The 12,473-nt window shown below is 42.4% G+C and carries 13 protein-coding genes; 3 read left to right on the top strand and 10 right to left on the bottom strand.

What is annotated here, in order from left to right:
* Positions 1–63: 63 nt before the first annotated feature.
* A complete protein-coding gene (locus tag PNC201_RS08265; protein WP_102056759.1) occupies positions 64–864 on the top strand; it encodes a UDP-2,3-diacylglucosamine diphosphatase in 801 nt (266 codons plus the stop codon).
* 394 nt (positions 865–1,258) lie between these two features.
* Here PNC201_RS08265 and PNC201_RS08260 read toward each other — a convergent pair whose 3' ends face one another.
* The 5 genes from PNC201_RS08260 to PNC201_RS23245 form a co-directional block, all read right to left on the bottom strand.
* Positions 1,259–2,401, bottom strand: a complete 1,143-nt coding sequence (locus tag PNC201_RS08260; protein WP_102056758.1) for a hypothetical protein — start codon at positions 2,399–2,401, stop codon at positions 1,259–1,261.
* A gap of 155 nt (positions 2,402–2,556) precedes the next feature.
* Positions 2,557–3,765, bottom strand: a complete 1,209-nt coding sequence (locus PNC201_RS08255; protein ID WP_102056757.1) for an ABC transporter permease — start codon at positions 3,763–3,765, stop codon at positions 2,557–2,559.
* Entirely contained in the window at positions 3,758–4,543 is a 786-nt protein-coding gene (locus PNC201_RS08250; protein WP_102056756.1) for an ABC transporter ATP-binding protein, read from the bottom strand. Before PNC201_RS08250 ends, PNC201_RS08255 begins: the two co-directional genes overlap by 8 nt.
* A gap of 1 nt (position 4,544) precedes the next feature.
* The gene (locus PNC201_RS08245; protein ID WP_102056755.1) at positions 4,545–5,345 is read right to left on the bottom strand and encodes a DUF3025 domain-containing protein; all 801 of its coding nucleotides are present in this window, start codon (positions 5,343–5,345) and stop codon (positions 4,545–4,547) included.
* Positions 5,346–5,382: 37 nt separating this feature from the next.
* Positions 5,383–5,556, bottom strand: coding sequence for a hypothetical protein (locus tag PNC201_RS23245; protein WP_158299109.1), 174 nt, complete (start codon positions 5,554–5,556; stop codon positions 5,383–5,385).
* A gap of 47 nt (positions 5,557–5,603) precedes the next feature.
* Here PNC201_RS23245 and PNC201_RS08240 point away from each other — a divergent pair, with 47 nt between their 5' ends.
* Positions 5,604–7,229: a M28 family metallopeptidase gene (locus PNC201_RS08240; RefSeq protein WP_102056754.1), complete on the top strand. Its 1,626-nt coding sequence runs from the start codon at positions 5,604–5,606 to the stop codon at positions 7,227–7,229.
* Between the two features lie 70 nt (positions 7,230–7,299).
* Positions 7,300–8,466: a putative manganese transporter gene (locus PNC201_RS08235; RefSeq protein ID WP_102056753.1), complete on the top strand. Its 1,167-nt coding sequence runs from the start codon at positions 7,300–7,302 to the stop codon at positions 8,464–8,466.
* Positions 8,467–8,828: 362 nt separating this feature from the next.
* Here PNC201_RS08235 and PNC201_RS08225 read toward each other — a convergent pair whose 3' ends face one another.
* The 5 genes from PNC201_RS08225 to PNC201_RS08205 form a co-directional block, all read right to left on the bottom strand.
* Complete coding sequence (locus PNC201_RS08225) at positions 8,829–9,452, bottom strand: DUF5710 domain-containing protein (RefSeq protein WP_102056752.1); 624 nt, start codon at positions 9,450–9,452, stop codon at positions 8,829–8,831.
* A 115-nt stretch (positions 9,453–9,567) separates the two neighbouring features.
* Positions 9,568–9,885: a HigA family addiction module antitoxin gene (locus PNC201_RS08220; protein WP_099029135.1), complete on the bottom strand. Its 318-nt coding sequence runs from the start codon at positions 9,883–9,885 to the stop codon at positions 9,568–9,570.
* A gap of 10 nt (positions 9,886–9,895) precedes the next feature.
* On the bottom strand, positions 9,896–10,183 hold the full coding sequence (locus tag PNC201_RS08215) for a type II toxin-antitoxin system RelE/ParE family toxin (RefSeq protein ID WP_102056751.1): 288 nt from the start codon (positions 10,181–10,183) through the stop codon (positions 9,896–9,898).
* Positions 10,184–10,375: 192 nt separating this feature from the next.
* Positions 10,376–10,702: a hypothetical protein gene (locus tag PNC201_RS08210; protein ID WP_233525235.1), complete on the bottom strand. Its 327-nt coding sequence runs from the start codon at positions 10,700–10,702 to the stop codon at positions 10,376–10,378.
* A gap of 81 nt (positions 10,703–10,783) precedes the next feature.
* Entirely contained in the window at positions 10,784–12,460 is a 1,677-nt protein-coding gene (locus tag PNC201_RS08205; protein WP_102056750.1) for a lactate permease, read from the bottom strand.
* Between the last annotated feature and the right edge of the window lie 13 nt (positions 12,461–12,473).

Here is a 12,473-nt window from a genome sequence, read left to right as displayed (position 1 = left end):
ACTGCCCCGCCACTGTCATCTTTGCCTCTTAGCATTGTCATTATTACGCTAAAGAGCCAAGCCATGAAAACAACATACTATCCGAGTATTTGGATCTCAGACGTACACTTGGGCTACAAGGACTGTAAAGCAAAGTTCTTGCTAGATTTTCTCAACAAAACCGAATGTGATGTACTCTATCTGGTTGGTGATATCGTTGATCTATGGTCAATGAAACGCCAGTTTTTTTGGGATCCATCCCACTATCAGGTATTAGAATGCATACAAAAAAAAGCGAGATCTGGTACACGCGTTATCTACATACCGGGTAATCACGACGAAACCTTCAGAAACTATGTTGGGCAAACGCTTTTTAAAGTCGAAGTGCATAAAACCTTTATTCATACCACTTCCGCAGGTAAGCGGTTTTTATTACTACACGGTGATGATTTTGACTCGGCAACAAGATACAACAAACTGATCAGTATCATTGGGGATGCCGCTTATGATTTTCTACTCTTCTTAAATCGCTGGACCAATCGCGTACGACGTTTATATGGTGGTCATTATTGGTCGCTTGCATCTTGGCTGAAAAAGCGAGTGCATAAAGCCAGAGAGGCCATTGCCGCATTCGAGAACGCAGCAATTCATGAAGCGAAGAAACAAGGTGTCGACGGTATTATCTGCGGGCATATCCACCAACCAGAGATCCGTGTCGTAGATGGTATTGTGTACTGCAACGATGGTGATTGGATAGAAAACTGCACGGCATTGGTTGAAAACCAAGAAGGTCGTATCGAATTGCTGCATTGGTCAGATGTACAATCTGTCCTCAACGTAGTTGAAATTGACAATGTTAAAACCGATAATGTTGAAGCCGCTTAATAGCGGCTTCAGTTCTTCCAGTCACTCTTCTTTTAATAGCTTATGCAGTAAGTCAGTACGCTTATTGATACGCTTGTTTTGCACGTATGCCTCTGCGCTTAAGCCCATCATTAAAATCAAAAAGATGTATAATACCAATTGAATTAATTCTCTAATCAATTTGAAGGGTGAAATAGCATATTAGCTTCGTTAAAAATTTCTCATCTAGAACAACTAAATAGCAAAATTTTTGCCTTGCTACTAAAGCTACTTCCCCGCTTCAAGATAGATCATTTACTTAATACAACTGGTATAAAACGGGTTGTTCAATAATTTCTGGATAGCGATAGATTAAAAATACTATTGCCACTAGCATACCGATATTCTGGTAGAATCGCCGCTTTTGTCAGGTGTGTTATATCACAAATGTGGTCATTGCCCAGACAATAATACCGATAATAAATACTAGAATACCATATTGAAAGTGCCTCACCATTGGGAACACCGCTTTATCCGTTCGTTCGATAGACAAAGGATATTGCCAATGCGTTAACGCAAGTAAGAGTGGCTCGGCTTCTACGCTCATGCCAGAGAGTGAAACCGTCGCACCATACTCAGTATCAAAGACCAAATCAACAATATGATTACGACGAGTCGAAGAGGTTAACCTATCTAAATCGCTGACTGTAAACGTATTCCAGTGTACCTTAATATCGTTAACTTCATCCTTTTTTACCTCTCGTGCTTGTTTATCTGTAAACAGTAACGCAGGTAGCAGCAAACTATTTTCCTCAACCTTAATTTGGTTACCGGGTGAGTGATAGACAAAATAGTGTTTATTACTGATAAATAAAGACGTCAACCAATAGCTCAAGTATGTGAGCACCAAAAATACCAAACCAGCTATGTAATTTTGTGACGAGTAAAGAATAAAGCAGGTCATTAGAGCAAAAGCCCCTACCACCATCCAAACAATATGCAGCTTATGCTTAGGCGTCGGTAGTGCACATCGTAACACGGAGAATCGCTCTTCAATATCGCGATTGCTATTCATAAACAAAGGAAATAATCTTGCAAGGCTAGTTGGAGTTGAGCGCGTAGTTGATCTCCTATCTGTATCAGCTGTTCGTTGAACGTTACGGTCAAAACCTGATGCAGACAAAAGCGCGTTGAGTTCATCAGTTTGCCGCAAACACGAAAATGAATAGACCGCAGGCTCCTCACTTTCTGAAAGATAACTTATACCGATATAATTGAGTTGCTTGTTACAATCCAAAGATACGTCAGTCACAGTAGGAAGTGGTATCACATACTCGTCTATTCGCCGAATATTTACATTCAATAGCGATAGTTGTTTAGTGATAACAAACTGCTTTTGTGCAGAGTCAAACATTAAACGATTACGGTATGAAAATAGTAACAAAGAAATCACTAAGTAGATCAGAGCTTCCAAAAAACTTGATCCGCCTAAGTGCAACACCGACGAAAACAAGAATAAAATGGCTATGCCGTTAGTAACCGATTCACTGACTGACTTAAGTACCGAGGTTGATGTCATCCTACATTCCTTGAGTGACTAAAATTGAAACCTACGACTTCCGCAAGCTATCCAAATAAACAGCAGGCTAAGTTACAAAAAGTTAAGCGCTGAATAAGGCGTTTATCGTACAGAAAAACGCCATAATTCTCAATGACTCACACCTAACGGAAGCTTTACCTAAACAAAACGGTTTCTTTATTAAACCATTTAACGCAGCACACGAGTAACCCAGCTGCTAAAACAGCAGAAGCGCCAAAAATTAATGCGACGTAACCATAATCAACCGTGCCTTTGATGATTTCTTTAATCGCTAATGCGACATTGGTAATTGGGATCAATGCAGTTTTAGCGGTTAGCTCCATATTTGGCATTAAAGACATCACAATGGGAATGAAGATCCCCATGCTGAGTGGTCCCATGTAGTTTTGTGCTTCTTTAAAGGTTCTGGCGTAAATTGAGATGGCAAGTGTTAGCGACGAAAGCATCACAGCAACAGGAAGCAACAGTGCAAAAATCAAGACAAAGTCTAATAATGCAACCGACGAGAAGGCGTTTTTAATTACGTCTAGCTCGACAAAGCTACTGGCAATTCCTATCCACAGCGCCATGCTGGAGACCGTGATAAGCGCACAGAATATTGAACTGCTCAATACGGTTAAAAATTTACCTAACACCAGCTCCGTGCGTGAGATTGGTGTTAATAACAGCGTCTCTAAAGTGCCACGCTCTTTCTCTCCAGCGCCTAAATCAATAGCTGGATAGCTCGCCCCCATCAATACCAACGGAATTAACATGTAAGGGATAAACGCACCTAACTTCTCGCCTAAATTTTCGCGTTTGTCAGCAGTATCCACTTTAGTAATCGATATGGGTTGGAGCACTGCCGCTTGCTCCGCTTGCGACAATCCCAGTGAGGTTAACTTCACCGCTCTGAGTTCATCAGAAAACTTCTTAGCAAGTTTAGACAAGCGGTCGTAAATAAAGTTGATAGATTGCGCATCGTTAAACACGATTTTCCATTCACTTTTTACGCCAGACTCTAGATTTTCAACCGGATCGGATGGAATAAAAATCCCAACATCGATCACGCCACTTCGTACCGCATCACTCAATGCTTCGACGCTATCAAGCTTGAGCTCACCTGCATATTTCTTAAAACTTTTATGATAAAAAACCTGCTCAGAGAACTTTTCAGCATAGGCTTCATTTGCGATGTAATACGTATGAACTTCTTGCTTCGCTTCCATGGCGGCTTGTGAAGCCATAAAGCCGACTAAAGCCATAATCACGGGAAATACCAACATCGGTAGTGCAATCACAAAAAACAGTGTTTTGCGGTCGCGCAGCAGCTCTCTAATTTCTTTTAAAAATACCTCAAACATGCTGTGCTCCCGTTAACAAATTTAAAAATGCTTGATTTAGCTCTTCACTTTGCCCCTTCACTTTAAACTCAGCTAAACTGCCATCAAAACAGGTGATCCCTTTATCGATAACAGACACCCTATCGCACAATAATGCAACTTCATCTAAGTGATGGGTAGAAAATATAACGGGTGTACCACGCGCTTTGAGGTCGCGAATAAAAGAGATAACCGTTTGTGTGGTCATAATATCAAGACCCGTCGTTGGCTCGTCTAATACGACGACTTTAGGATTGTGTACCACCGCCCTTGCAATATTGGTCTTTTGTTTCATACCGGTCGATAGGTGTTCAGCCCTTTTATCTAAAAAGGTTTCCATTTCCAGGCGCTGAAACAGCTCATCGCATTTCGCCTTTAATGCCTTTCCTTTTAAACCATGAAGTCGTGCAAAATATTCAACATTTTCTTTGGCGGTAAGACGTCCATATAAACCAGTTGACCCTGATAAAAAACCGATGGCTTTGCGTGCAACAACTGGCTTTTTCACAATATCCTGACCATCCACTAAAATAGTACCGGCATCCGGCGTCAGTGCAGTTGAGAGCATACGCAAAGTGGTGGTTTTTCCCGCCCCATTGGGGCCGAGCAATCCAAGTACTTCACCTTGCCCACAGTGCAGGTTAACCTCTTCTACACTGTGAAAAAAACCATCACGCTCGCGAGGATCCGTCTGACTCTTTTTCTTTTTGTGCTCGCGAGTCAGGGCGAAGCGTTTTTTTAATCCATTGATAGTTATCATGCTATTTCCTTCTTTTCGGCCTGAAATAGTCCGTATTTTGATAAAATTCTAAATCTTGTGGCTCATGCCAGTTTGGGATCCCAAGCAGCGGAATGGGTGACATTTTGGTATTGTCTTCAAGCAGCCCATCATTGATCAGTGCAACCAATTTATCATCTAACCAACGATATTGTTCGCTTAGTGAAAGTTGCCAAAATGCAGCATCAACATTGATACACACCAGCTTTCCCGTTAGCCCAATAAAGGGATTGGTTAGCATCTCGTAGTTTGCGTGGCCAAATACGAAAGGTTTTAGGTTTTGCTGCCATTCTGAACGATTATCGTAAAATACATTCTGCCATTGGTGTGATTTAAAGGCATCACGCCATTTATCATCATCGATTGCCAACACCAAACCACACTCATCAAAGAGTGTTAACGCGTTACGCTTTTTACTCCGCTGCTTTAAACCAAACTGTGCTATTTCTTCGATATGTAGGGCATTTAACAAAGCTTTTGTTTTTGGGAATAAACACCAAATCAACGCGCCAAATAAATCGTGCCAGTTTTGACTACGCGTCGGTACCTGATGGGTTTCAAAGATAATCTCTTCATAGTATTTATCGCCAAAGTCTATCGTTTCATCGGCCACAAAGCGGGTATCATATTGTTGCAAGCTAATGCTGTTTACGTGAGAAGACAGCCACTGGGGGCTTGGCCAGTCTTGTTGACTTTTTAAGTCAAAAAGCTGATTTAAATGGGAAAATGGCTCAGCATGTAAACATGTAACCTGCCACGCCTCAGGCGCTGTAAACTTTTTCATTTGATTGAGATACTTATCATGCAATTAGCCGACTATTTTACTGAAGCGCTTGATACTTGGCAAAAGCCAATTGTAAATGAGCGTAACAGGCTACGTCACACGCTAAAATGAGGATAGCGATTAAAAACAATGCAATGATCTGTTCCACAACGGTTGTTTCATTAATTTCTATCTCCTCTAGCCGTCTTGTCCCGCTCGAACTTTTACGCATTTTATGTTACTACTTATGGGTTCCTAACAAGTAAAAGAAAGGCAATTATGAAACTTAAACTGACGCTCAGCGCTCTATCTATGGCGGTGCTGGCGGGCTGTGTTAGCACTAGCAATAGCCCCCAAGACATCGATACTGCATACAATAGTATTAACGATGCTCAACTCAGAGCCCATATTAAAACCCTTGCCTCTGACGAATTTGGCGGCCGTGCTCCGTCAACAAAAGGTGAAGAGCTAACGCTTGCCTATTTAACCAAACATTTTAAAGCGCTTGGCTATCAGCCTGGCAATGGCAACAGCTTCTTGCAAGAAGTGCCACTGGTTTCGCTTGAAGCCGATCCTAATATGACGTTAACAATCGGTGGCAAAAACTACGAATATAAGAAAGACATGGTGATGGGCTCGGCCCGTATCAGCGAACTCGAATCAATCAAAGATTCAGAGCTGGTTTTTGTTGGCTATGGCGTAAATGCCCCAGAGTACGACTGGAATGACTACGAAGGCCTAGACGTGAAAGGCAAGACAGTGGTGATGCTAGTAAACGATCCAGGCTTTGCTAATCCTGATTCGGGTAAATTTACCGGTGAAGCTATGACCTATTATGGTCGTTGGACGTACAAATACGAAGAAGCTTCACGCCAAGGCGCAGCAGGTGCGATCATTATTCACGAAACAGCGCCGGCTTCTTATCCTTGGAGCGTAGTAGAAAACTCTTGGAGTGGCCCACAGTTTGGCTTCCAAAAAGAAAATAACAATATGGACCGCGTTGCGGTTGAAGGCTGGGTAACAGTAGACGTTGCTAAAGAGCTGTTTCAAAAGGCTGGACTTGATTTTGACACCGCAAAGAAAAAAGCTGCTGAAGGCGCATACCACGTTGATATGGGCAACCTAAGCGCGTCAGTTACCGTCAAAAACACCATCAAAAAATCAACTTCGTATAACTTTATCGCCACTCTGCCAGGTAGTAATAAGTCTGACGAGCACATCATCTACTCAGCACACTGGGATCATTTAGGTACCGATCCAAACCGTAAAGGTGACCAAATTTATAATGGTGCGCATGATAATGCCAGCGGCACAGGCGGTATGATTGAGGTCGCTGAAGCCTTTACTAAACTGCCAACTCGCCCTAGCCGTTCAATTACGTTTTTGGCTGTGACGGCTGAAGAGCAAGGTTTGTTAGGTTCTAAATTTTATGCTGCAAACCCTGTTATTCCAGCAGAGAAAACCGTTGCTAACATCAATATGGATAGCCTAAATTTATTGGGTAAAGTAAAAGACATCAGCGTAGTTGGTATTGGTAAATCTGAGCTTGATGAAATACTAGAAACCGCAGCAAAAGCGCAAGACCGTGTCGTTTCGGGAGATCCGCGTCCTGCCGCTGGTGGTTACTATCGCTCTGATCACTTCGCATTTGCGAACATGGGTGTGCCTGCAATGTACGCAGGTGGTGGAACTGAAGCACGTGACGAAGAGACTGAAACCTATCGTAAACGTATGGGTTTAGTATTGCGCGGTTGTTATCATCAGCCGTGTGACCGCTACCGTGAAGAGTGGGATTTAAGTGGGGCGATACAGGATCTACAGCTGTTCTTTAAAGTTGGCTATGATGTCTCTGAGCAAGACGCTTGGCCAAAATGGAAAGCAACCGCAGAGTTTCAAAGAAAATAATGCAAATGATATTGATTTTCATTTAAAATGAAATTAAAGTGCAACTTAGACAATACACGGGTTGCACTTTATGTTTTCATCTCTACTTCGATACTCTCAACCAGCACATGGCGCTAAGGTGAGTTTGTTGTTCAACAAGCGGTTGATTTTACCCCTCGTTATTATTGTACTTTTAGCATTTGAAACGGCGAGACCAATTGTGGTCAGCGCGCTGAGCGATGCATTCTTTCAAGTCAGCGTTTTTGTTGCCGCTACCCTGCTCGTGTACTACTTTCTTGTTGACAGAATTCCACAGCTTAATCTCAGTTATCTGAGTACCAAATCCCCTATTCTCGAAATAGCCATGGCCTCAATATTAGGCGCGCTGCCCGGCTGTGGTGGCGCGATTATCGTGGTCACCCAATTTACCAAAAAACAAGCGAGCTTTGCTTCTGTTGTCGCAGTACTTACTGCGACGATGGGAGATGCTGCGTTTTTGCTACTCGCCAAAGAGCCCCTGACAGGCCTTACTATCATTGCGATGGGGGTTGGTGTAGGTATCGTGAGTGGGCTATGTGTGCACTTAATTCATCAACCCGACTTTTGTGTCCCGCAGACCATCAATGAGGTCGAAGAAGAAACCTTACACGCGAGCCGTGCGTTTAGTCTAAGCCGTAAGGTGTGGAAGCTGTGCTTACTACCTAGCCTTGCTATTGCACTCGCGATTGCTTTTAACGTCGATTTAGCGCCATTTGATACAGAAATTGCTTGGCTTGGTGCAGCATTATGTCTTTTTGCTGTTTGCGTGTGGGCACTTAATTCAAAGGGCGTAAGCTATAAAGATATCACCTGTGAAGAAGGTGAATGCGACCCACCGTCAAAACTCACTAGAGTGCTACAGGACACGCATTTTGTGACCGCTTGGGTCGTTGCAAGCTTTTTGCTTTACGAGCTATCTACTGCGTATTTAGGGCTTGATCTCGCGGTTTGGTTTAAAGACTATGCGCTATATGCACCACTGGTGGCCATTCTTGTCGGATTATTACCAGGCTGTGGCCCCCAAATTGTTGTTACAACGCTTTACCTGCAAGGTGTCGTGCCATTTAGTGCCCTGGCAGCCAATGCCGTTGCTAACGATGGCGATGCGTTATTTCCAGCGATAGCACTGGCACCAAGGGCGGCGCTATTTGCCACTATCTACTCTGCAGTGCCTGCATTTATCGTGGGCTACGGCCTCTACTACATTAACTTGGCTTAATACTTGAGTACGTCGACGAAATGCTCTGACGCAGCTCAGTGCGCTGGTGTTAACAAGACTCAGTGCGCTGGCTCATACACGATCTGGCAGTTTAGGGTTATGAGTTCAACCAAATCTGACCGTTCGTAACTGATTAATTGCCGAAAGAGCGAATAGCGGACGGTTAAATAAACCTATTTTTGGACAAAAAACGTTTCAGGTCTTCGGCTGTATTAGGCAAATTTCGCTTAAAAGTTTCTATGGGCTAACGCCGCTTTAAGTAGTGAGCAACGCAATACAAAAGCCTCAGCATGCCACCTTAATCACTAAAATCAACGCATAGCGAAAATGCCACGCGTTGCGAATCACTCTTATACAGACTGTTAGGGCTGAAACTCTTTCATTTGCCCATTTTCCAATATATGCTCAATAACCCCATATGATTCAGATGCTGAGATTTTTACAAATCCACTTTCTTTCAGTCTAGTAATAGCAATATCGGCTGACATTTCTGCACTGATAGGGAAAAAAGCACCCTCCGGTTCAGAATGCATAAAAAAGTCACCTAGTGGGGCTTTGCAGTGTTGACAATGATTCATGTAGTAAAATGAATCGGTCGTTGCGGAATAATCCAAGTAATAACTTTTGAAGTGTAGATCCAAGTATACTCTCAGTCTCTCTGGGATAAAGCTGACGTATAAATACTTGGTTAATCCTTCAGAGCGCTCATCACTTTCAGTGTCGATTGTGCCATGACTAGCAAAGGTAATGACTTCAGATGGTTTGTCGCACTTCCAGCAAAGCTCTGTCGATTGAAGCAGATAAAATGGAGAGATAGCTTTTTGCGATGCATGATCATCATAAATCGGTAGCCAATTTTCGAATGGTCCCGTATCTAAACCTTTTGGAACAAACCACTTCTTTCTCTCTGAGTGCCAACGAGCGCCCAACGACTTTACTTTCTCTTTATCCTCAAATGGAACTTCTAAATATGTTATTTCATCCATAAAAAGCTACCTATTTCGATAAGCCCTAACGCCGCGTAAAGGCGTGGAATAACGTTTGCTACGCTTGAGCGAAGCGAAATCGGCACACGTTATGGAATCGCTCTTAAACGCTTTGTTATGTACGTAGTTTGATATCTTGCGTTGAAAACAAAGGTTTTACTTGCTTGGCTTCATCTTGATAACGATTTCGTGTATCCCACAAGTCCACAGCATGTTGAATGTTAAGCCAAAACTCAGGTGTATTCCCAAGTGCAGCCGCTAACTTGATTGCAAGTGGAGCAGTCAGAGTACCACCATTAATTAAGTTACTGATGGTGTTCCTATGTACACCCATAGCTTCTGCTAATGTTTTTGATGTAATCTCCATTGGCTCCAAGAATTCAACTTTGAGCATTTCTCCTACACCAACTGGACGACGTTTAGTTCTGCGCATTATCCTAACCTCAGTACTTATGAGGGTCTAAATAGGTGTCTTCTGCTACACCGTCAACCCACTTAAAAATCAAACGATACTGTTTATTCACCCGTATCGAACACCGACCTTTCAGATTGCCTTCAAGATGTTCAAACCGATTACCCGGTGGAACTCTTAGATCTGATTCAGCTTTTGCTGCATCTAGGATTTCAAGCTTTCGATACAGCGCATTCTCTATAGTTTTAGGAATCAAGCGATGACGCTTATCTTCCTCATAAAATGCTTCAAGCCAATCATCTTTAAAATTTACTGACATATCCTCGCACTGTTTTACTGTGCATCTATAGTGAAATACTATCGCACAAAAGAGATGTGCACAAGTTGGAAGGACAAGAAAGTACATAACGCCGCAAATAAACGGCAAAAATTAGTTGGCTATAATTTGTGAGGAACGAGCAAAGCCAACTGGTTTTTGTCCGAGCTTTTAAGTTGCTTTGTTATATGCAGATTACCAATTCGCCTGATTAGTTTCTTTATAACCTAGCCACATAGTAACTGCTAGCGTAAAACACCCCAGAAAAATGAAAATAGCTGTTACATTTGGAGATTCTTGCACAATGCCAAGTTTTCCATTTAACCATGCAGGGAAGAATATACTAAACGGGATGTAGGTAACGATAAACATCAGGAACCAAATATATTGGCTAAACACGTTTAGTAAACTATGCCGACTAGTCAGTTTAAGTTTATCCGCTAAATGCTTATGGAACTTTACGATACCCAAACAGAGGCAAACATAGACCACAAACGAAACCACAAAAATAGCAATATTCACATAACTCTCTTAGGCATATAACGCCGCGCTCACCGGTAAATTGCGAGCGCAGCGAGTAATTTATCCGCGTGGAGCGCCTTGCTAGCTGCTTTGCGGCAATAAGAAAGAGTTTTCACTAAGAAACTCGTCGACTTCTTCGGAAATACGCTCGCACCTATTTAATTTCTCATCGATATCTTTATCAAGGCTCTCTAATATGAATTTAGTTTCTTGAGCCTCAATAACGCCAAAAATATCCATTTTATCTACTAAATATGCTACCAACGACATTGCGATGGCGGTTAGCGAGCCAATAATTACTGCTGTCGCAATAGGAGCAAATGGCGCAAGAAGTGGCGCACCTAATATTAGTTTTTCAATAATTTCTTCAAGCGCTACACCAGCAATAACAACACCGCCAGCGGCAATTAGCTTCATAGCTTCATGCATTGTTTCGACAAAACTCATATTAGCAGGGGGAAAAAGAATAAGTTTAAGTGCTTTTAACAGAGAAAATACACCTTCTCTAATCATCCTAACAAATCGTTTTGCTGTGGTTACAAACATATTTACAAGTGTTGTAATTAGATTTGATATGAAACCTGATATAAAGCCATCGGAAAAACCTTCTATCGCTCCTTTCCATTTATCCGCAACGTTTCGGCCAATACGAATTAAACGAGCTTTGATGTCCTTATACAAGCTATCACCTTCAAGCCCATTAGTGTATGCGTCCTTTATTTCAAACATTGCACTTGAGAAAAACTCTACCAACAAATGCCCAAATGCTTGCTGAACTCCCATTTTCACACCTTCGTTGGCTCCTGTACTCAGAGTGGATTTAACAAACTTTTTGCTTGTGTAGTACTCTTTGTTGATGTTTGCGTCGTATTCATTTCTTGCATTCTCATCTATCTGACGCATTCGGTCCGCATCGACGGCATCATGCTCACGAAGCCTCTCAAGCTCACGGCTTTCTTTGCTTGTAAGCTGCTGCTTTCCTGTAAGCTCTTCAATACGCGCTTTCCGCTCAGGAGCTGTGCGCTCCAGTTTATTCAGGAACTCATTAGATGTTAGCGCTCCCTTTCCACTCTTATTATTGATGTGCTCAGATGTGGAGTTCAGGTTAGACTCTGAATTTGCGGCACTCGGACCATCCACTTCAGCCAATATGCGACCAGCATCATTATGTACTTCATTTGCGGAAATGGTGTGGTCGAGGTGCCTATTTGAATTCTCATCAATCACATTGCCTGTATAGGAGTCGCTAAGTGCCCCCTTGTCCTGTAACTGAGAGTCCTCTTTATTTTTGTTCTTATAGTCCTTGTGCCCATGATAATCACTAGAATTGTAATCGCCGCGCTCATCATAACGCTGCTTTTCCTCGATAGTTGCATAAACCCCTTCTCGTGCATTATGGACTGTATCAACATTCCCACCAGTTTTGTCATAAGCACTTATTATTTTTCCAAGCCCAAATGGACCTGCAATCGATGATATGACGCCGCGCTTCGTTTCATCTAAAAGGTGCTCCAATCTATCTTTGTGGAATGATGCTTTAAGTTCAGAAAGCAAAGACTCTACCTCTGCGGAATTTGCCTCCAAAGAAACGTTAACATCAGTTGAATAGTTAAGGCTTTTCAGTCTATTGCTATCCACACCCTTGCTAAGAAGTTTACCAACCTGATCTTGATCAGTAACGCCACGAACGAACGGCAGAGACTGATTTTTCTTTAATATTTCTTTTCTTTTTTTGAAACGATCAATTCTGCCGCTCATTATTTATTACTCC

It is taken from the genome of Pseudoalteromonas sp. NC201, assembly GCF_002850255.1.
Taxonomy (GTDB): Bacteria; Pseudomonadota; Gammaproteobacteria; order Enterobacterales; family Alteromonadaceae; genus Pseudoalteromonas.
This window is presented reverse-complemented; position numbering and strand designations above follow the sequence as displayed.